Source organism: Alteribacter aurantiacus DSM 18675, assembly GCF_000429705.1.
In the GTDB taxonomy this organism is placed as follows: domain Bacteria; phylum Bacillota; class Bacilli; order Bacillales; family Salisediminibacteriaceae; genus Alteribacter; species Alteribacter aurantiacus.
Map to the genome: position 1 here is coordinate 2,267,289 of NZ_KE386941.1, position 21,612 is coordinate 2,288,900.

Consider the following 21,612-nt stretch of genomic DNA (forward strand, 5'->3'; position numbering starts at 1 on the left):
TTCTATTTTGCAAACTGTTCTTCTTCCGTTGACCCTTTAAGTGCCGTCGTAGAAGATGTTCCACCTGAAATCACGTTTGCTACTTCGTCAAAATAACCTGTACCTACTTCACGCTGGTGCTTTGTAGCCGTGTAGCCGTATTCCTCGCTTGCAAACTCTGCTTGTTGAAGCTCGGAGTACGCAGCCATTCCTCGTGTGCTATATTCTCTAGCAAGTTCAAACATGCTATGGTTCAGCGCGTGGAAGCCAGCAAGTGTAACAAACTGGAATTTGTATCCCATTTGTCCTAGCTCTTCTTGGAACTGAGCAATCGTCACATCATCAAGCTTCTTTTTCCAGTTGAACGATGGCGAACAGTTATAAGCAAGCATCTTCCCAGGGAACTTCTCATGAATAGCATTGGCAAACTTCTGAGCTTCTTCCAAGTTCGGCTCTGACGTTTCACACCAGATAAGATCTGCATAAGGAGCATACGATAGCCCTCTTGCAATTGCTTGATCAATTCCGTCACGCGTTCGGTAAAACCCTTCCGCTGTTCTTTCACCAGTAATAAACTCGTGATCAGCCGGGTCCACGTCACTTGTAATCAAGTTTGCCGCATTAGCGTCTGTACGGGCAATAATCACGGTTGGAACATCCATCACGTCGGCTGCTAGTCGAGCGGAAATGAGGTTACGAACGGCTTGCTGTGTTGGTAGAAGTACTTTTCCTCCCAAATGTCCGCATTTCTTTTCAGAAGAGAGTTGATCTTCAAAGTGAACGGCAGCAGCACCTGATTCAATCATCCCCTTCATCAATTCGAACACGTTGAGCTGTCCACCAAATCCAGCTTCCGCATCCGCTACAATCGGAACAAACCAGTCCGTGTCCGTTTTCCCTTCGCTATATTCAATTTGATCAGCACGCTGAAGGGCTTGATTGATGCGCTTTACCACACTTGGTACGCTGTTTGCCGGATACAAGCTTTGGTCCGGATACATTTGACCGGACAAGTTGGCATCTGCTGCAACTTGCCAACCACTCAAGTAGATAGCTTTTAGACCAGCCTTTACTTGTTGGACGGCTTGGTTTCCAGTGAGGGCTCCAAGGGCGCGTGTAAACGATTCTTCTTGTAACATCGTCCACAGTTTCTCCGCCCCACGACGAGCAAGGGTGTGTTCAATTGTAATTGATCCTTTCAGTTTATCTACCTCTTCTGCAGTGTAAGGACGCTCTACTCCTTGCCATCTGCTATCTGTATTCCACTGTTGGTTGATTTCCTCTACTCTTTTATTCATTTTGACATCTCCTCCGATTTTTTATCAAGATATGGGTAAGCCATTAATGTTAAAAATTCAGTAAAATTCTTTTGTGTAACCAGCTGCTCAAAAATATTCCGAGCAAGAGGAAACCTACTATCTGAAAATATTTGATCACCTTGCGTAATTCTGATTTTTTCAAGCTCTTCATCAACGAATTGAGTGACCATTTCTTGCGTAATCTTTGTTCCATCTGACAGCTTTCCTTCTGGATGGTGGATCCACTGCCATACTTGCGCTCGAGAAATTTCAGCCGTTGCCACATCTTCCATGAGGTTGTGAATTGGAACGGCCCCAAACCCTCTGAGCCACGCTTCAATGTATTGAAGACCAACACTTATGTTAGAACGCAATCCTTCTTCCGTTATATCACCTCTTGGGACAGCCAAAAGATCATCTGCAGTAACATTGACATCCTCACGCTGTTTAGAGCGTTGATTCGCCTGTGGCATATGTTCGTCAAACACTTTTTGCGCAACAGGAACGAGTGCAGGATGCGCAACCCATGTGCCATCATGACCATCAAGCACTTCTCGTTCTTTATCTGCCCGAACCTTCTCAAGAGCAACCAAGTTTGCCTCTTCATCGTTTTTAATCGGGATCTGCGCAGCCATACCGCCAATCGCATGAGCGTTTCGCTTATGACATGTCTTAACTACATACAGTGTATACGCTCTCATAAAGTTCACCGTCATCGTAACTAAAGAGCGATCCGGCAAGATGTACTTGTCATGGTTGCGCAACTTTTTAATGTAGCTAAAAATATAATCCCATCTTCCACAGTTCAAACCGGCACTATGCTCTCTTAGCTCATATAGAATTTCATCAGCTTCAAAAGCACCATGGATCGTTTCAATTAATACCGTTGCTTTGATGCTACCTCGCTCGATTCCCAACTCATCTTGAGCAAAACAGAACACATCGTTCCACAACCTTGCTTCTTGGTACGACTCCAGCTTTGGTAAGTAGAAGTATGGTCCTAGTCCGCGGTCGAGAAGTTCCTTGGCGTTATGATAAAAATAAAGTCCAAAATCAAATAAAGAGCCACTCATGGGAACTCCGTCAACCTCAACCGCTGTTTCATTTAAGTGCCAGCCGCGAGGGCGAACAATCAAAGTTGCCGTAGTATCATTTAATTTGTATTCCTTACCATTCGGAGCTTTAAAATCAATGGTTCTCCTAATTGCTTCATACAAGTTCACCTGTCCTAGAAGTTGATTTTCCCACGTTGGGGCGTTCGCATCTTCAAGGTCGGCCATAAATACACGTGCTCCAGAATTCAAAGCGTTAATAACCATCTTTTTATTACCGCTTGGCCCGGTAATTTCAACCCTTCTGTCTTGAAGGGGGCCGGGCACATCATCAACTTTCCACTCGGAATCTCTTAATTCTGCTGTTTCTTGTAAAAAGTCCGGAAGCTCTCCTTTATCGATCCTGTTCTGCCTTTGCTCCCTCTGTTTTAATACAGGTTGCCGATCCTGTTCAAATTTGTTGTGAAGCTTAAGCAAAAACGAGAGAGCTTCTTTTGTTAGGATGTGATTGTAAACGTCATTTGTTGATCTCGTAAATTGAATATTTTCCTGTGTCATAGGAACCTCCTCTATTACTCTATGTTTCCGTTACCTAGGCAAAAGTGACAGATTACTGCACCTGTACCATAACACTCTTCACATTCCATGTGGCTATCACCTGTCTTTTGTTTTGCAGCTGTCTGACACTTCTTACAGCCTACATCACCGTGCCCGTTACATTTGTGACAATTCATAATGAAATACCCCTTTCCGCTATTTGGTTTAACTGTTATGATACAGTTTATATTATGTTATGTATTATATAACAGTGTGTTCAAAAAAAACAACCCTGTTTTTCCCTTTTTTTATTATTTTCTGAAAATAGGGCTAACGGAGGGGGCTCGTTTTACATGAAAAGCCCTTGAGAGCGGCTAACTCCGCCAATTTGAAATTAAGTACGCTAATTACACAATTAACTCAGCCAAACCAAAAATAAATACGCCAATTACACAATTATCTCCGCTAAACCAAAAATAAGTGCGTTATTCGAAGGCCGAAAGATCTCTTGATTAGGACTCTTCATTTCCCACTATGCAAGAATCGAATCGTCTAGGCTAGTTGGACGAAGTAAAGAAGGTCGATTCCTTATCGACATCCACCTCGACCTTTTCTCTCAAAAAAACAGCCTCCCTCAACGGAAAGCTGTTCCATAACACGCATTTATTTATTTATTTGTTGGAATACCCGTTAACTCTGGAATGGGAACCATTTCTCGTTTTCGAGCTTTAAATGTAGCAAGTTCCCGCACGCCAAGTGACAATAAGACGTCCATTGATTCTTTCCAACCATATCCGAGCTCCTCAGGCGAATGTGCATCGGATCCGAATGTAAAAGCCACTTCTCTATCGTGTAACAGTTTCAACATGGCCGAAGAAGGGAAGATTTCCCCACACTTACGTAAGCCTGAAGTGTTTAGTTCCACCACTACTCCACTCTCTGCAATGACTTGCGCAGTTTCTTCTAAGAGAGGAGTCAAGTCTGATTGTGCTTTGTGGTTCAAGCCTTTGATCGCATCAATATGACCGAGAATATCGAACATGCCACTTTTGGCAGCTTTTTGAACAAGCTTTAAATACTTTCGATATTCCTCATCAACACAAATCTCACCTCTATGCCACCTGCGGGGGTCGTAAACATGAAACCCATCGAAATAATGAACAGATCCGATAATATAGTCTAGAGGATATTTTTCGTATATGGAAATATAGCGATCCTCTAATCCTTCAATATAATCGGACTCTACACCAATTCGAACGTCAATCTTATTCTTATACTCTTCTCGTAACAGTAACATCTCTTCTACGTACACAGGAAATTGTGATTTTGCCATTGTCATATTCGGGTTCGCATGATCTCTTTTATCCATAAATAATGGACTATGATCGGAAAGGCCAATGTGATCAAATCCCTTTTCAATCGCTTTTTCAACCACTTCCCTTAACGTACCGGATGCATGACCACAGCGGTCGTGATGTGTATGATAATCGATGTACATGAAATCATCCTAACGTTTTTTTAATTTCTATATCAGCTGTTGGAAACGCCCTTGTACTTATATCGAACTTATGTTTATTTTAGAGCCTGTGCTGTTGCAGCATTGGCACGTTTCTTCATAAATTCTGAAATCACTTCTGCACTCATAACCATCAAGAAAATGACAATGGTTACCATTAACGCTTCATCGTAACGGGACATCTGAGCTGCTTTAACAAGTTCCCATCCAATTCCTCCGGCTCCTACCACTCCAAGAATTGCCGAATATCGAATGTTTACATCGAGTCTGAACAAAGACCAAGCAATGAATGCACTCAACATCGATGGAATGACACCTTGTAAAATAACTTGAACCTTAGATGCACCTGCTGATTCAAGGGCTTCAACAACCCCCATATCAATTTCTTCCAACGCTTCGGCGTAAACTTTCACAAGCATTCCGATGCTGTTTATTGCAAGGGCCAAGACCCCCGGTGTCGGACCAAGTCCAACAGCTACGATGAAAAGTAGTGCCCAAATTAATGCTGGAACAGCTCGAACAAAGCCTGCAAACGACTTTATAGCAAAACTAAGTGGTTTAAACGGTGTCAGATTCTTTGCTGCAAAAACAGCAAGGAAGAAAGAAACCAATATTCCGATGATGGTCCCTAAAATGGCTACTTGAATGGATTCAATAGCTGCTCCAAAAACATCAATAGGTTCATTTAACTTAGGTGGAAACATATTCCCAAAAATATAAGTAAGTCTTTCAAAACTTCTCATCAAGCGTTCCGGAACAATATCCAGTTGGAGCATACTGAAGATAAAGAAGGCAAACGCAAGAACTGTAAAAATTGTATTCTGAACTTTCTTCTTTTCCATATGCCTATTATTCTTCATCATAAGATACGCTCCCTTAACTTAGCCGTTACGAACTCTACTAATAGAATCAATGCGAAAATCATTAATATAGCCATGGCTGCTGTTTTGTACTGAAACAGGCTAATTGAACTTTGAAGATAATAACCAAGCCCACCTGCACCAACCAGCCCCAAAATCGCTGCTTCACGGATATTCATATCCAATTTATACAGGGACCAGGATACAAAACCTGCTTTAAACTGTGGCCATACGGCTTGTCCCATGACTTGGAGCCAGCTTGCACCTGTAGCACGGACACCTTCAATTTGATCCCTGTCCATACTGTTTAGTACTTCTGCATACGCTTTTCCAAGGATCCCAATTCCCGACAAACCAATCGCAATCGTACCTGTGAGTGGTCCAAGACCAATTCCAGCTACGAGAATAATCGCCCATACAACAGCAGGAACAGAACGTAAAAACGCTGTAATTCCTTTACTAATCGCAGCAATAATCGGATGAGGCGTCAAAAAATCGGCTGCTAATACTCCCAGCACAAGGGAAAATAAAACAGAAATCACCATACCGACATAGCTCATATAAAGAGTATCCAATGCCGGCCCAATCAAACTACCAATGGCAGAAAAGTCCGGTGGAAACAGGTCTGTAAACATAAACACAAACATATCATATGTTCCTGTCACAATACTCAAAGGATTAAAGCCTGTCCCCCAAAGGGACCATAAGGCTAGTAGAGTAATAACTCCGAAAACTGTGGCTTGACTCTTAAATAGGATCTTCTTTCTTTTCCTATATTCGCTGTACAAATCTTTAGTTGGCGGTTTATGACCCTCTCTGTCCGTTTGAATCGAGGCTGCCTTCATTTCAAACCACCGCCTCTTGCTTCTTCGTCTTCTCCTTCGAATATAAAGCCTCTATTGTTTCATCTGTTAGTTGGGAGGCTGTACCATCAAAAAAGACTTCCCCATCTTTAATTCCAATAATACGATCAGCATATTCCTTTGCAAAATCAACTTGGTGCAAGTTCACAAAGGTCGTGAAACCTTCTTCTCTACATGCCTTTTGTAAGTAATCCATAACAACTCTTGATGAGTTAGGGTCCAAGCTCGCAATGGGCTCATCAGCTAGGATAAGCTGTGGTGTTTGGTTGATCGCCCGGGCAATGGCCACTCGCTGTTGCTGACCTCCACTCAGTTCATCTGCACGTTTAAATGCTTGATCTTCCAAACCTACTCGTTTTAAAATATCCAAAGCTTCTTCCACATCCTTCTGATCAAAAAGACCAAAAGCTCCTTTAACAGAAGACATGTAACCCAATTTTCCGTGAAGTACATTACGGACCGTCGGCAACCTCTTTACCAAATTGAAACCTTGAAAGATCATTCCAATATTTCTACGAATCTTCCTTAAATCTCTTTTTCCCGCTTTTACAATATCTTTTCCCATGAAGAGAATTTCTCCACCTGTCGGTTCACTTAGGCGATTAATAGATCGTAAAAACGTACTTTTCCCTGCACCACTGGGGCCAATTATGACGATAAACTCACCTTTATATGCTTTAATGTTAATATTTTTTAACGCTACCGTTCCGTCCGGATACGTTTTGTTCAACTGCTTTACTTCAACGATGGTTTCTCCCATAATGAATCCCCCTAGTGTGTGGTGTTGGTTCAGGTCTAACGGTTTAGTTCATCAATTCTTCAGGTGACATACCTAATGCTTCGGCTGTTTCTCTCATAATGTCAAAGTCACTATCCGTTGCTTCAATCCATCCTGCTTCAAAGTTTGCTGCGGATAAGAATTCCTGAAGCTCTGGCTGGTCCACCATGTCAAAGAAAGCTTGTTCCAATTCTTCTTTAAAGCTTTCCGGTAAGTCAGCCAAGTAAGCATCCGGTCCTCGAGGAATATCTCCTGTTGTACTTACAATCTTAATATTGTCATAGTTTGGATGATCGCCATGTGTATCTTCCAAGTTACCAATAATAAAGTCTGCCACACCAGCTGCATCAACATCTCCGTTCAAAACGGAAATGAAAGCTGAATCATGTCCACCTGCAAATACAACGTTACCGAACATGTCATCCACTTCTTCATTTGTAATACCTAATTCATTGATCATATGCGCCTTTGGGAAAAGGTGACCAGAAGCTGATGTCGGGTCTACCCAAGCAAAGTCTTTCCCTTCAAGGTCTTCCAAGCTATCAATCTCTGACTCTTCCAATGCTATGATAATCGAATTGTAAGCAGCGTCTTCCAAACTATTAATGCCCATTGCGAAAGCCTCGATGTCTGCACGCTCATTCGCTAGTACATAAGCAAACGGTCCAAAGTGAGCCGTATGTACGTGTCCAGCTCTCATCGCTTCAATCATCGCTGTGTAATCTGTACCGTGGAAAAACTCAACCTCAATTCCTAAACGCTCTTCTAAGTATTCGCGCATAGGGTCCCAACGGCTCTCAAGAACAGAAGGATCTTCCCCAGGTACAAGTCCGTACACGAATGTTTCCGGCCAGTCTTCCCTTGAATCGGAAGCAGCAGCTTCTCCGTCTCCACCGTTTTCATTGTCTGTGTTGGTCGTATCTTCATCTCCACACCCTGTCAGCATGACCGACAACCCGAGTACACCTGCAAAACCTGTGATCAATCCTTTTTTCTTCTTCAACACAATCATCTCCTCGATTCTTTAATAGAAGGATATAAAGCGCTTACAACATTGAAAAAATCAGGGTAAGTTTTCTGAAATTTTCTTAGGTTCATCTTAAAACAGAATTGTAAGTATGTCTAGACAATTTTTATTAAATGATTGTAAATTATAATACTGTGGAATTATAATAGAGTTATACTATTTAACAGAATCGGGTGACAATTATGGTCAATAAGTCCTCCTCTATTCCTTTATACGTGCAAGTGAAGAGCATTTTAAAAGATGAAATTTCTCATGGACATTACCACCCTGGAGATAAACTACCTACCGAAAAAGAGCTTACATCTCGATTCGACATCAGCCGAATGACCCTCAGACAAGCCATGAATGCCCTTGTTGAAGAAGGGTTGCTTTTAAGATTAAAAGGTATTGGTACTATAGTACAAGAACGCAAACTTGAACAAACACTCACCACACTTAAGAGCTTTACTGAAGATATTATAGAGCGTGGTATGACTCCTTCCACAAAAGTTATATCCTTTCAAAGAGAAAAAGGAAACCTTGCAGCCGTAGAAAAACTCGGCCTCACACTTACTGATGAACTTTGGGTAACAAAACGGATTCGATACGCTGATAAAGAGCCTTTTTCAATCGAAAAAAACATTGTCAGTGCTCAGAAATTACCCAATTTGACAAAAGAAATTATGAACCATTCTCTGCACAATCATATTAAAGAAGAAGGATATAAGATGGCTAGAGCAAAAACAACAATAGAAGCAGCCATTCCTTCTGAAAAGGAAAAAGAATTACTTCATATTAAAGACAATAGTCCGATCCTAATTGTAGAGCGCATAACCTACTTATCCAATGGTGAAGTCATTGAGTGGTCCGTCTCAAAGAACCGCTCCGATCGCTACAAATTCACCGCGGAACTCCGAGGAGAGGTATAGGAAATTTTACAGAAATTTAACACAAAAACGATTGCCGAACCCTGTCGAAGACGATAGAATTTACATTGACAGATTAAATGACTACATGGGGGTTTTGGGAATGAAGAAAATGTTTGCAGCCGGCCTTGGGTTTATGGCCTTATCATTAGCCGCTTGCGGAAACGGTGATGACGACACACTTGTAATGGGGTTTGTTCCTTCATCTGATTCCGACAACATTGCTACAACAGTTGAACCGTTAGCGGAGGAATTATCTGAAGTACTTGGTCGTCCTGTTGAAGGAAGTGTGATGGTTAACTATTCTGGTCTTGTTGAAGCAATGGGTAGCGGCAACGTAGACATCGGTTTTTTACCGGCTTTAGGATATGTTCAAGGTGAAGAGCGTTATGGGTTTGAAGTGATCTTGAAGTCCGAGCGTAACGGCGAAGATTCTTATCGCGCTCAATTCGTTGTTCGTGAAGATAGCGGGTTTGATCGTATCGAAGACTTAGAAGGACAAACATGGGTTTATCCTGATCCGGCTTCTCCGGCAGGGTTCTTGTTCCCGGCTACACACTTGGCTGAGAACTACGCCGTAGATAATGTTCAATCTTTCTTTGGCAATGAAGTACAAGCAGGATCCAACGACGGAGCACTTGTAAGTGTATATGAAGGCGAAGCGGATGTTGCTACGACTTTTGAAGATGCACGCACCGTTCTCGAAGGTGACTATCCGGACATTATGGATACACTGAAAGTCATCGAATACACAGACCCAATTCCAAACGATACGATTACATTAATTGAAGAACTAGACGAGGACTTGAAGCAGGAAATCAAGGAAGCGTTCCTTTCCTTTAACGACAACGAAGAGATGATACAGATTATGAATGACGTCTATCGTTGGGATGGCATTATTGAAGCAGACGCAAGTGATTACGATATTGTTCGCGATGCTTATGACCTTTTCCGCGACGATATTTCTCTAGATTAATAGCATGATAAAAATCCCGCTCCAAAAATGGAGCGGGATTTCTGTTACTTGCTTCGTTTAGCTACAAACAGTTCCATTAATACCTTTGTTATGTTTCCTGGTTCCCCTGTACCGACCTTTTGATTGTCGATGGAAGTAATCGGCATCACTTCAGACATTGTACTCGTGAGAAATACTTCATCGGCATTGAACAATTCTTCTTTACTAATCTCTCTCTCTTCCAACTTTATTCCGGCTATTTTACAAATATCTAGAACAGCAATTCTCGTAATGCCGGGGAGGATTTGCTTGGATAACGGCGGGGTGACAACCGTGACCCCTTCTACAATGAACATGGTAGATTGTGTACCCTCTGTCACGTAGTTATCTTTTATCAGAATGGCTTCAAAACATCCCGCATCCGCCGCTGTTTGTTTCGCAAGAATATTAGGTAGCAAGTTAAGAGATTTAATATAGCAATTGGCCCAACGCTCATCAGGGTGCGTAATCACCCCAACACCTTCTTCTGCCTCCTTTTTCCGCGGAACCATTTTCTTTACGGTCATGGAAATGGAGGGTTTGACCTCACTACCGGGAAACAGATGATTTCTTTCAGCGATGCCCCTCGTTATCTGCAAGTACACATAGCAATCAGGAATCCCTGCTTTTTTTACACCTTCTTCTATAATACTTCGTATAGGTTCGATTCCGCCTTCAAGATTAATCCTAATCGCTTCTGTACTCTCTTTAAGACGCTCTAGATGTTCTTCAAGCATAAAACCTTTTCCATCATAATAGCGGATCACTTCATAAACACCATCACCGAATTGATGGCCTCGTTCTTCAATAGGGATGGCCAATTCATCTAATTCTACATACTTTCCGTTTATATATCCTATACTCACTGTCATCCACCCTCTCCTTATCTGTTATTTTACCCTCTTTCTCTATAACCGTGAAGACGATCATTTAATCCTTTTCTATGTTTTAGAACATAACTCTTGTAATGAGGTACCCCTAGAAATCTGTAGATCAAGGGGGATGCTTTCTAAAAGCTATATAATTCCTCTTTTAAAGACCAATACTTCCTCCAAAAGCTCTTTTATTTCTTCCACAGAACAGCTTATTTCTTCCATAATGGAGCTTATTACTGCCACAAACAGCCAGAATTCTTCCAAAAGTACTGTTATTTCTTCCACAAAAAATCAGCCCCGAACTAATAGTATTGATTTCTTCCAAAAAACAACTTATTTCTTCCAAAAAGGAGCTTTTTCCTTCCACAAACATCAATAATTCTTCCAAAAGCACTATTATTTCTTCCCACAAAACCACTCGTTAAAAACAAAAACAAGACTGACTGTGCATTCCACCTCAGTCAGTCTTGTTTTCTTTATCTTGGTAAAGTAAATTCAAGTACTTCCGCTTTAAACAATTCCTGTCCATCTTCTCCATAGAATGGGCCGTATTCAAGCTCAAACTCATTATATAATTCGAATTCATCTTTATAAAAGAGAAAGACTTTCATATCTTCAGTACTCTGGCCTGGCTCAAGTAACGTTTGGATACTCGGTTCCAACATTCCCTCTGACATGTATCTTGCTCGGTTTGTATCAACCGTTAACATGGTACGAGTTGAAAATGTGCTGATTGTTGCGTCAGACTGATTGTCCAATTCAAACAGTACCGTTAATGCCACAAGACCATCACCTGTATCGGTAAAGGCTTCTTCAAAAGAAGCAGTCGGCTCAAGATCAGTGTATTGAACACCTTTTAAAGTCACTTTCACATCATCAATTTGTTCTTCTTGATCAATCGCGGTATCTTCAAAAATAATCGTTTGTTCAGCAATATTATCTGTAGCTAACTTACTTTGGTACAAATCAGGGCGAGAAGAAACCTCATCACCTTGTTCACTAGAATATATAAAATCAAAAACCCCTTCTTCACGATAGCTTCCGGAGTATTGGTCGTTGTCGGCTGCTCCGCCTGAGATCACGAATTTGGGATTGGTCGTTGTTAAGCGGTCAAAATCATCGTTGGAAAAGGCGAAAGAAACAAAACCTGATACGGTTTCACCAGCACCATATTTGGATACTTCGTCTTCCATTTCTGACTGAAGAATATCTTCGTCCTTAATAAACAATCTCGGTTGTGAGACCGAATAATCATATTGATCATTCATTTGAATACGTAATGACATCGGGTAAAACATTGGTTCGTCTCTTTGGTTTTCAATTTCCACAACGGCTGTAACCAAGTAGCCGTCAATTTCATCGTCAAAAGGAATCGTCATATTCCTGTTCATATCTTCTATTTTAACAATTTGATACTCATCAACACGCACAACAAACCCGTCCATATCGTGCTCATAGCCCGCATTCGTATTTGTATAAATAACTTCAATATCCCCCTCAGACAGCTCAGGAATAGAAGGGTTTAATAGACTGTCTTCCGATCCTTCTGCATTAGAGGTTTCTTCCTCTGGTTCATTTTCTTCAGCTTCCTCTGTTACATCGCTTTCATCTTCAGTACTCTCTGAATCAGGCTCGTCACTGATATCCTCGTCCTGCTCTTGTCCTTCATCATGTTGCTCTTCCGTCTCTTCTTCCTCCATCTGTCCACTTTCTGTTTCCGTCTCTTCTTGCTCAACTGCACTAGTAGAATCATTACCATCTCCACAAGCACTTAACACCAACGACATGCTTAATACAACGCCTACATAAACACGTGTCTTTTTCATCGATCTTCTCCTCCATTGTACAATATGAAATTTTTAGTATTTATTACCTTTTTCTGTATACCCCTATTTCTATAACATTCAAACTTCTTCGAGTGCGGAAATAATAAAAAAGCGAAAAAAGAAGCAAGAGCCCTTTAGACTCCTGCTTCACATCAAGATCTCCTGTTCAATTTGCTTCATTTTGTAAAAATAACCTTGCTTCTCCATCAGTTCATCGAACGTACCGGACTCTTCGATTCGCCCTTCATTCATAACGATAATTTGGTCCATCCGTTCCAGACCTTTCAAATTATGACTGATTAACACGAGGGTATCCTCTTTGGCTTGGTCGAACACTTCACGTAACACCGTCTGTTCCGTTACGCTATCCACAGAGGAAACCGGTTCATCTAACAGCCATAAGTGAGAACCTTTCAACATGGCTCTTGCGATAGCCAGACGTTGCTTTTCTCCACCAGACAAGTTTCCACCCTTTTCATAAACCCGATCACCTAAGTTAAAGTGGCTTAAATTCACTTTTTCCAAAGCCTCTTCAAGCTCAATTTCTTCCAGGTCGTCTTTTGCAATTCTCAAATTATCTTCAATCGTTCCATAGAAAAAGTGATTTTCTTGAAGAACGACGTTTGCCGTTCGCCACACCTCTTCTTGAGCAACCTCTTTCGATGATTGACCATCGATTGTCATTTCGCCATTTTGGGGTTGGTGAACCTTCAGTAACAGCTGTAAAAGAGTCGATTTACCGGAGCCACTCGGCCCCACAACTGCTGTTTTGGAACCTCGAGGAATGGTAAAGCTTACACCATCAACTGCTGGCCGTTCCTCCCCCTCGAAGGTAAAGCTCACGTGGTTCCCACTCATAGAAAAAGCTGAGTCTGGAAGCCTCTGGTTATTCGATTCTTTGTTGACAGGTTGATCACCTGTAACATCATTCAGCCTCTTGGCAGACTGCCGGCTTCCTTCATAATGAGTGTGAAACGAAGCCATAGGAGTAGAATTCTCAAACACAGTCAAAGAGGTTAACACGAGTAACGCCAGAAACAGACCGTTTAATTGACCGGTGGTAGCCAAATAGGCGCCAATACATAAAACCACCCATGTGACTGTAAGAGCGACGGCTCCGTTTACCGATTCACTGTAAGCCGTTTGAACGCTCTCTCTTTCTTGCTCGTCCACATACGAATCCGATGCCTTCAAAAGTTCCTGTTCTTGGCGATCCAACCGCTGGTGTATTTTCAAGTCTCGAAACCCATATAACAATTCCGCTACCTCTGTCGAAAATGCTCCTCGTTCCTCCCTCACATGCCGATAAACATTCCTTTGCCGATATGCAAACCACGCCGGGATAACAAAACCGGTCAAAATCAGCCCGACTACAATGGCTAATGCAATATACACAGAGAAAAACAACGTAAATACGATCGTACTCAAAAAGATCGTAACCATCACCACTGGCGGATAAAAGACCCGGAGAAAGAAGAATTGAAGGTTCTCTACATCCCCTACAATTCTCGCTAGAAGATCTCCACTTCGAAATTTTTGAAAGATTGCAGGTGCAAGTGGCTCCAGCTTCTTGTAAAAATGAACTCTCATATTACTGAGTATTGTAAATGTAGCTTTGTGAGACACATATCTTTCACCATAACGACTTCCGGCTCTTAAGAAACTAATAAATTTCAAAAACGCGATCGTCATCGTGAGTGTATACAAAGGGGGGACGAGAGCCGCCTTTGACACTAAAAATCCGCTAGAGGCAAAAAGGGCAACTGCAGCCACCCCAGCTAGAAAGCCGTATAAAATCGAGTATAAAACGTCTTTCTTTTCACGGGAAATCATGGAGAACATCACGCTCAAGTCCCTCATTCATCCACACCTCCTTGTTGAATCGATACCATCTTCCGGTACTCTTTTGACTCTTGTAAAAGGTCAACGTGCGTTCCTTGTCCTTTAACTCGACCGTTCTCCAATAGAATAATCTGATCAGCCTGTTGGATCGTATGAAGACGGTGTGCAACCGTAATGACCGTAGCCGTCTTGGATAACTCCGAAATAGCCGATTGCAGAATCCGTTCTGTCTCAAGATCAAGTCCGACAGTCGGCTCATCAAATAGGATCAAAGTCGGTCGCTTTAAAAACGCTCTTGCAAGAGCCACACGTTGCTTTTCCCCACCACTAAGACCACGACCACCCTCTCCAACCGGTGTGTCCAATCCTCGTTCCAGCTTTTCCACAACCGTGTTCAGTCCTGCCTGATCAGCTGCTTCTTTCACTTGTGTTCTTGAAACCGTCTCTTCCATACCGAGGGCGATATTATCAGCAATCGATCCAGCAAATAAATAAGGATGCTGAGAAATATAACTCAAGCCACTGAACCAGTCTTCTTCATTTAATTCTGATCTCGGTGTTCCATTAACGAAAATTTGACCGTTCGTCACAGGAGCTAGGCCAGACAACAAGTGCAACAAGGTCGTTTTTCCAGATCCGCTCTGCCCAATAATGGCCACGTTGCTACCAGAAGGAATCGTCGCATCTATCTCATCAAGCGAAAAGCCGTCATCCACGTACTGAAAATGAACTTGATTTAGCTTAAGTTCTGGTGGCTTTGAGTAATCATAGCTTTGACTCCCCCAGATCACCGGTTGTTCAGGCTCATCGATTTCTTCTTTGATCCGCTTTGTAGCTGCCATACTTCCTCGACCTGAATGAAAAGCAGCCCCGAGATTTTTCAATGTGTTAAAGAATTCAGGAGCAATGGTGAGTACAAGAAAAGCTGTGAAAAAAGAGATACTTTCATAAATCACGAGACGGAGCCCTACTTCAACAGCAATGAGTGCAATACTTAACATCGCGATAAATTCAAGCATTAATGAAGATAAGAAAGCCACCTTCAGCACATTCATCGTCGCTTCCCTAAAACGCAAGCTACTCTCTTTTATCTTCTCTTCTTGCTCTTTTCCCCGCCCGTATAATTTCAACGTCACAAGACCTTGAAGAGTATCAAGAAATTGTCCAGAAAAAGCCGTAAGCTCTTCCACTTGCTCATCTTGTTTTTTCTGTGTCACCTTTCCGATCAGAATCATACAAAACGGGATGAATGGAGCGGTAATTAAAATAATCAGTCCCGAATAAGGGTTAATGATAAAGATCGTCACCAAAAGCATGAGCGGCACGATGTACGTAAGAATCATCTGCGGAATATACTTGCTAAAGAAGCCATCCACTTCATCGACGGCATCGAGCATCACGCTTACTTTTTTCCCGGACTGTCCTTGTAAGGAGGCTTGCATGGGGTTAGTCGTAAACTTCTTTAGTAAGGATTCTCTGAAGTCTTGCTTCACCTTGGACGCCATTTGAATTCCCGTGCGATTGATCGTGTAGGTAAGAACTGAGCGTAGCACCAAGACCCCAATCAGTACGCCTAAAAATGGGACGGCCCATGAAAAGGATTGTCCTTGTAGAAATACGCCATCTACAACAAGCACGATCAAATACGCTTGAGCAATTATGACGGCTCCCATTAGAAAACTCGATATATATAATTGATTTACTTTGCTTCTTTGAGCAAATGCCAGTTTTTTAAGTTCTTTCATTAAAACATCCCCCATTAAGGTGGTTGGTTAATCGGTTCATTTCACTTAGCCTTCCTATCGTGACACGTTTCTAGTATTCTTTGTTGATTTCTTGTTTGTGAACATTTTCACATAATTCCTTTAAAAATAAAGTCCTTCATTTTTAAAGGAATCACCAATCATCTCTATATTATAAACGATTGAGCGTGTTTTTACATACTAGGTGCTCTTAAAAAAGGTGACAGGTTTGTGAATGCTGGCTTTAAACAGGTTGGTAGGCGATTTGAACAGGTTAGCACGTCGTTTAAACAGGTTCATCCTCCAATCAAACAGGTTAGCGCGGCATTTAAACAGGTTTCCTCAACATTTAAACAGGTTAGCGCGCCACCACGCCCTCAACACACCTAAAAAGACGACCCATCCCATGGGCCGCCTCCTAAACCATACTCCACCGTTATTTCACCGCTAAATGATCCTTCAATTGATCTCTAAGAGATCTCTTCAAAAATTTCCCCACAGACGTTTTCGGAATTTCTTCCAAGAAGACAATGTCATCCGGAAGCCACCACTTCGCAAATTGCGGCTTCAAATACGCCATCAGGTCCTCTTTACTTACACGGTCTCTCTCCTCTTCCTTAAGGACCACGCATGCTACAGGGCGTTCTTGCCACTCAGGGTGTGCCACCGCTATCACACTCGCTTCGAACACAGCTTCATGTGCCATCAAAGTATTTTCAATATCAACTGAAGAGATCCATTCACCGCCACTTTTAATCAAATCTTTCGTGCGGTCAACAATCTTTATTACCCCTTCTTTGTCGACCGTTACAACGTCACCTGTATGAAGCCAGCCGTCTCTAAACGCTTCCTCCGATCGCTCGTCACGGAAATATTCATTGGCAATCCAAGGACCTCTAAGCATAAGCTCGCCCATATCTTCCCCATTCCATTCCACTTCCCCGTGCTCACCAACGACCTTCATTTCAAGGCCGGGTACGAGAAGACCTTGCTTCGCTCGTACATCGAGCTTTTCTTCTTCATTCAAATCAGCTTGATAGCTTTTCAATTTCGATACCGTCACAAGTGGACTCGTTTCAGTCATCCCGTACGCGTGTAAAAACGGAATCTTGTATTTTGTTTCATAGGCACGAATCATACCGAGAGGCGCTGCTGATCCGCCACACAATACCGCTCTCAAACTGGACGTATCATAACTCCCGCTCTCTAGCTCATTTAATAGCCCCAACCAAATGGTCGGAACTCCTGCTGTAATTGTTACTTTTTCCGACTCGATAAAGTCCGCCAAGAGCTTAGGAGTAAACTGCGGACCAGGCAAAATTTGCGTAGTCCCAAGCATTGTTGCTGCAAAAGGCAATCCCCAAGCATTCACATGGAACATAGGAACGACCGGCATACAACGATCTTCTTCAGAAAGGCCTGCCGTATCTGCTAATCCTAGAGCAAAGCAGTGAAGAACAATCCCACGGTGAGAATAAACGACGCCTTTTGGATTTCCCGTAGTTGCTGAGGTGTAACATAAGCCCGCCGGTTCGTTCTCATCAAGGTCCTTCACGAATTCAAACCGCTCGTCCCCTTTTTCAAGTAGTTGTTCATAAGAATAAAGAGACGAGTCTTCTGAATCCGGCAGCTCCTGGGAATCGGTCATGATGATGAATGCTTCTACTGATTTTAGCTGGTCTCTTACTTTTTCCACAAGAGGCCATACATCTTCATCTACTAAAAGAACTTTGTCTTCCGCATTGTTAATGATGTAGACAATATGTTCTGGGCTCAACCGAATATTAATCGTGTGCAGGACGGCACCCATCCCCGGGGCCGCAAAATAGGCCTCAAGGTGACGGTGGTGGTTCCACGCCAACGTTCCAACACGATCTCCTCTGTTTACACCGAGGTCTGCAAGAGCAGAAGCCAGACGTCTCGTCCGCTTCCCAATCTCTCTGTAAGTAAACGTTGATACCCCGCCTAATGTTCTTGAGATGACTTCCTTTTCCGGAAAAAACTGCTCCGCTCTTTCCATCATTGACCCTACTGTAAGTGGTACATTCATCATCATACATTTCCCCTTTCAGCGTTTAAGTTGGTTGATTAAATCCTCTGTGTGTTCCCCTCTCATAGGAGGTTTTGAATAAGGAATCTCTTTACCTTGAGAAGGATACGTGGCTACTTGTCTCATGCCATCCTCCGTTTCCCAAACAAGGTCTTTCCCCTGAAAATAAGGAGAATGCCTTAACTCACCAGTTTCATGACAGGAGTGAGGCAGCAATCGTGTTTCAAACCAAACTCTGTCCATTCTTTTAACGTCCTTTCGGAAAAACATGACACAACTTCTAGATAAACCGGATTCGAATGTGATGCGTTTGACCAATGAGCCCTCAACCAGTCCGGTCTTCCAATCGCCTCACAGAAGTTACTCCAGAATTTTTCTTCTACAGCGGCCAAGGCAACATAGCGATCATCTTTCGTTTTATAAAGGCTGTAGCAAATGAGTTCTCCATCGAGAATGGGAACCCCGTTTTCCCTCCCGGTTTCTTGTTCAAACAAGACGTGATTGGTCATAAATGAAATCATCTCATCGGCCAATGAAATATCGATGTACGATCCGGTTCCGGTTTTTTCCCTTTTCCACAAAGCAGAAAGGATTCGTTCATTTGCCACCACAGCCCCTACAAGGTCGGCAAAGGTATTGGTCGGGTGGACCGGCACACGGTCTTTCCCTTTAAGCTGAGCAAGAGCTCCACTTACAGCCATATAATTCAAATCATGGCTTCCTAGCTTACTTGCAGCTCCCTTTTGCCCGTAGCCGGTAATAGAGCAATAAATGAGGTCCTTATTCTTTGCTACTGCACTCTCATAATCAATCCCTAGGCGACTCGTCACTCCTGGCCTGAAGCTCTCCACCATAACATCAGCATCTTCGATCAATGAAAGGGCTATATCCTGTCCCTCTTTCGTCTTTAAATCCAAAGTTATGCTCTTTTTGTTACGGTTATTGGCCAAAAAGACGAGACCCTCTCCATTTATAAGATGTCCTGTGTTTCTGGCCGGCTCTCCATTGGGGGGCTCAACTTTTATGATTTCGGCTCCAAGGTCACCAAGACGAAGGGTTGCGTATGGGCCTGGTAAATAAAATGAAAAATCGATCACTTTAATACCTTCTAGCATGCTTCACCTCCCCCTGATCGTTAGTCCAGTCGTTCAATGATCGTTGCGTTTGCCATCCCATATCCTTCACACATGGTTTGAAGACCGTAGCGACCGCCTGTCCGCTCCAGCTCGTAAATCATGGACGTCATAAGTCGAACGCCGCTTGCCCCTAACGGATGCCCTAAAGCAATGGCTCCACCGTTTGGATTCAGTTTTTTGGGATCGGCCCCTGTTTCTTTTAACCACGCTAAAGGAACGGGTGCAAAGGCTTCATTCACTTCGAAAACATCGATGTCTTCAAGTGACAGACCTGATTTTTCAAGCACTTTCTTTGTAGCTGGAATAGGACCTGTTAGCATGAGTGTGGGGTCTGACCCCACAACCACACGGGTATGGATACGGAATCTCGGCTTTAATCCAAGCTCCTCTGCTTTTTCACGGCTCATAATAAGTACAGCGCCTGCCCCATCACTGATCTGACTGGAGTTACCGGGGTGAATGGTCCCCTCTTCCATAAATGAAGGGTTCAGCCCTGCCAACTTTTCTGCAGTCGTTCCCTCCCGCGGTCCTGTGTCTTTAGTGATTTCTTCTACAGTTCCATCAGGCAGGGTTACGGAGACAGGGACAATTTCATTGTCAAAGTACCCTTCCTTTTGTGCCTCTAATGCTCTTCTATGGCTTTCAGCCGCAAATTCGTCCATCTCCTCACGGGTAAAGCCCCACTTTTGAACCATTTTCTCAGCAGAGATCCCTTGATGAACGATTTCGTATTTTCCGGTCAACTGTTCACTCGGCTTAGCCCCTTGGAAGTTTGACCCCATTGGCACCCGGTCCATGTTTTCAACACCGGCTGCAATGACCACATCCATGTCTCCACTTATTATCGCTTGGCTCCCAAAGTGAACGGCCTGCTGGCTCGATCCACACTGACGGTCGATCGTAGTGCCTGGAACGTGCTCAGGAAACCCTGCAATCAGAGCCGCTACTCTACCAATATCGCCCGCTTGCTCCCCGGACTGGGTTACACAGCCCATGATCACATCCTCTACGATATCAGGCTTAATTCCCGCTCTCTTCACCACTTCCTTTAAAGCGATCGCAGCGAGGTCATCCGGCCGAACATGTTGAAGCACTCCTTTTCGCCTTCCTACCGGTGTTCTTACTGCTTCTACAATGACAGCTTCTCTATTCATTAAGATTAATCTCCTTTCGATCGCAATCTATAAACCCATATTTTTAGCAATGATTGTTTTCATGATTTCATTGGTTCCCGCATAAATCGCAGATACAGGAATGTCTCTGTAACGTCTAGCAATCTTGTATTCTTCCATATAGCCGTACCCACCGTGAAGTTGCATACATGTAGAGGCTATGTCTTTTGCCATCTCTGTTAGCTTCCATTTTGCCATGGACACTTCCGTTACTACGTCTTCCCCGGCAATATGTCTTGCAATAAGTTGATCTAGAAACGTTCGACCCATTTTAATTTCTGTTGCCATTTCAACCAGCTTAAACTGTGTGTTTTGAAACTTACTCACAGGCTGTCCGAAGGCTTTTCGGGATTTCACATAGTCCATTGTCATCTCTAGCATCTCTTCGGCAGCTACTTGAGCTCCTATTCCAACGAGGAGACGTTCTTGCTGAAGCTTGTCCATCATATATAAGAACCCTTTTCCTTCTTCACCAAGAAGGTTTTCTTTCGGGACCTTGCAGTCTTCAAAAATCAACTCGGCCGTGTCCTGACTATGTAGACCAACCTTGTCGAGTTTTCTTCCTCTTGAGAACCCTTCCATCCCTCTTTCCACCACGAGAAGGCTGACCCCTTTATGCTTCGGTTCGGCTTTTGGGTCCGTTTTACAAGCTACAACTACGAGATCTGAATGAATTCCGTTGGTTATAAACGTTTTTTGCCCTTTTAAAATATAATGGTCCCCATCTTGGACCGCCGTTGTTTTAATGTTTGCCAAATCCGATCCTGTTCCCGGTTCAGTCATGGCAAGAGCGGTAATGATTTCACCTGACACACACTTAGGTAACCAACGTTCTTTTTGTTCTTTAGTAGCAAAAGCAGTCAGGTACGGAACGACAACATCATTATGAAGGCCGATCCCGATCATGCTGGTTCCGACTTTCTCCAATTCTTCATTGATGACGACCGAGAAACCCCAGTCTACTCCGGATCCGCCATAGGCTTCTTCCACATCCGGACATAGGAATCCTTGCTCCCCCATTTTCGTCCAAAATTCCCGTGGCATCATCCGTTCTTCTTCCCATTGGTCATAGTGCGGATAGGCTTCCTTATCCAAAAACTTTCGTAACGCTTGTCTAAACATGTGATGGTCATCTGTTAAATAGGGATGATTCATTCTTT

The 21,612-nt window shown here is 43.0% G+C and carries 19 protein-coding genes; 2 read left to right on the plus strand and 17 right to left on the minus strand.

Going from position 1 to position 21,612, the window contains the following annotated elements; genetic code table 11:
* Window positions 1-2: 2 nt before the first annotated feature.
* The 8 genes from aceA to G476_RS0114790 form a co-directional block, all read right to left on the minus strand.
* Window positions 3-1,277 (minus strand): isocitrate lyase, encoded by a 1,275-nt coding sequence (aceA, locus tag G476_RS0114755; RefSeq protein ID WP_026690789.1) that lies wholly within the window; start codon window positions 1,275-1,277, stop codon window positions 3-5.
* A complete protein-coding gene (gene aceB / locus G476_RS22145) occupies window positions 1,274-2,887 on the minus strand; it encodes a malate synthase A (protein WP_035186584.1) in 1,614 nt (537 codons plus the stop codon). The genes aceA and aceB overlap by 4 nt, the downstream gene beginning before the upstream one ends.
* A gap of 14 nt (window positions 2,888-2,901) precedes the next feature.
* Window positions 2,902-3,063, minus strand: coding sequence for a hypothetical protein (locus G476_RS23620; RefSeq protein ID WP_156906575.1), 162 nt, complete (start codon window positions 3,061-3,063; stop codon window positions 2,902-2,904).
* Window positions 3,064-3,533: 470 nt separating this feature from the next.
* The gene (locus tag G476_RS0114770) at window positions 3,534-4,364 is read right to left on the minus strand and encodes a histidinol-phosphatase (protein ID WP_026690790.1); all 831 of its coding nucleotides are present in this window, start codon (window positions 4,362-4,364) and stop codon (window positions 3,534-3,536) included.
* Between the two features lie 74 nt (window positions 4,365-4,438).
* Window positions 4,439-5,245, minus strand: coding sequence for a phosphonate ABC transporter, permease protein PhnE (gene phnE / locus G476_RS22150; RefSeq protein ID WP_051314819.1), 807 nt, complete (start codon window positions 5,243-5,245; stop codon window positions 4,439-4,441).
* The gene (phnE, locus tag G476_RS0114780) at window positions 5,242-6,087 is read right to left on the minus strand and encodes a phosphonate ABC transporter, permease protein PhnE (protein WP_051314820.1); all 846 of its coding nucleotides are present in this window, start codon (window positions 6,085-6,087) and stop codon (window positions 5,242-5,244) included. The genes phnE (G476_RS22150) and phnE (G476_RS0114780) overlap by 4 nt, the downstream gene beginning before the upstream one ends.
* A 1-nt stretch (window position 6,088) precedes the next feature.
* A complete protein-coding gene (phnC, locus tag G476_RS0114785; protein ID WP_026690792.1) occupies window positions 6,089-6,865 on the minus strand; it encodes a phosphonate ABC transporter ATP-binding protein in 777 nt (258 codons plus the stop codon).
* Between the two features lie 43 nt (window positions 6,866-6,908).
* Window positions 6,909-7,886, minus strand: a complete 978-nt coding sequence (locus tag G476_RS0114790; protein WP_026690793.1) for a phosphate/phosphite/phosphonate ABC transporter substrate-binding protein — start codon at window positions 7,884-7,886, stop codon at window positions 6,909-6,911.
* Window positions 7,887-8,092: 206 nt separating this feature from the next.
* Here G476_RS0114790 and G476_RS0114795 point away from each other — a divergent pair, with 206 nt between their 5' ends.
* Both G476_RS0114795 and G476_RS0114800 read left to right on the plus strand, forming a co-directional pair.
* Window positions 8,093-8,818: a GntR family transcriptional regulator gene (locus tag G476_RS0114795; RefSeq protein WP_026690794.1), complete on the plus strand. Its 726-nt coding sequence runs from the start codon at window positions 8,093-8,095 to the stop codon at window positions 8,816-8,818.
* 100 nt (window positions 8,819-8,918) lie between these two features.
* On the plus strand, window positions 8,919-9,791 hold the full coding sequence (locus G476_RS0114800) for a phosphate/phosphite/phosphonate ABC transporter substrate-binding protein (protein ID WP_026690795.1): 873 nt from the start codon (window positions 8,919-8,921) through the stop codon (window positions 9,789-9,791).
* 44 nt (window positions 9,792-9,835) lie between these two features.
* On the opposite strand, the gene dat is transcribed toward G476_RS0114800, so the two are convergent.
* From dat to G476_RS0114850, 9 genes are all read right to left on the minus strand, one after another.
* Complete coding sequence (gene dat / locus G476_RS0114805; protein WP_245579665.1) at window positions 9,836-10,681, minus strand: D-amino-acid transaminase; 846 nt, start codon at window positions 10,679-10,681, stop codon at window positions 9,836-9,838.
* A gap of 160 nt (window positions 10,682-10,841) precedes the next feature.
* Entirely contained in the window at window positions 10,842-11,078 is a 237-nt protein-coding gene (locus G476_RS0114810; protein ID WP_026690797.1) for a hypothetical protein, read from the minus strand.
* A gap of 82 nt (window positions 11,079-11,160) precedes the next feature.
* Entirely contained in the window at window positions 11,161-12,510 is a 1,350-nt protein-coding gene (locus tag G476_RS0114815; RefSeq protein ID WP_026690798.1) for a DUF5068 domain-containing protein, read from the minus strand.
* Between the two features lie 147 nt (window positions 12,511-12,657).
* A complete protein-coding gene (cydC, locus tag G476_RS0114820; protein ID WP_026690799.1) occupies window positions 12,658-14,370 on the minus strand; it encodes a thiol reductant ABC exporter subunit CydC in 1,713 nt (570 codons plus the stop codon).
* Window positions 14,367-16,097, minus strand: coding sequence for a thiol reductant ABC exporter subunit CydD (cydD, locus tag G476_RS0114825; protein ID WP_026690800.1), 1,731 nt, complete (start codon window positions 16,095-16,097; stop codon window positions 14,367-14,369). The genes cydC and cydD overlap by 4 nt, the downstream gene beginning before the upstream one ends.
* A 433-nt stretch (window positions 16,098-16,530) precedes the next feature.
* The gene (locus tag G476_RS0114835) at window positions 16,531-18,147 is read right to left on the minus strand and encodes a long-chain fatty acid--CoA ligase (RefSeq protein WP_026690801.1); all 1,617 of its coding nucleotides are present in this window, start codon (window positions 18,145-18,147) and stop codon (window positions 16,531-16,533) included.
* Window positions 18,148-18,323: 176 nt separating this feature from the next.
* Window positions 18,324-19,259, minus strand: coding sequence for a CaiB/BaiF CoA transferase family protein (locus G476_RS22155; protein WP_156906578.1), 936 nt, complete (start codon window positions 19,257-19,259; stop codon window positions 18,324-18,326).
* A gap of 20 nt (window positions 19,260-19,279) precedes the next feature.
* Window positions 19,280-20,434, minus strand: coding sequence for a thiolase family protein (locus G476_RS0114845; RefSeq protein ID WP_035186590.1), 1,155 nt, complete (start codon window positions 20,432-20,434; stop codon window positions 19,280-19,282).
* Window positions 20,435-20,461: 27 nt separating this feature from the next.
* Window positions 20,462-21,607: an acyl-CoA dehydrogenase family protein gene (locus G476_RS0114850; protein WP_026690803.1), complete on the minus strand. Its 1,146-nt coding sequence runs from the start codon at window positions 21,605-21,607 to the stop codon at window positions 20,462-20,464.
* Window positions 21,608-21,612: the final 5 nt, after the last annotated feature.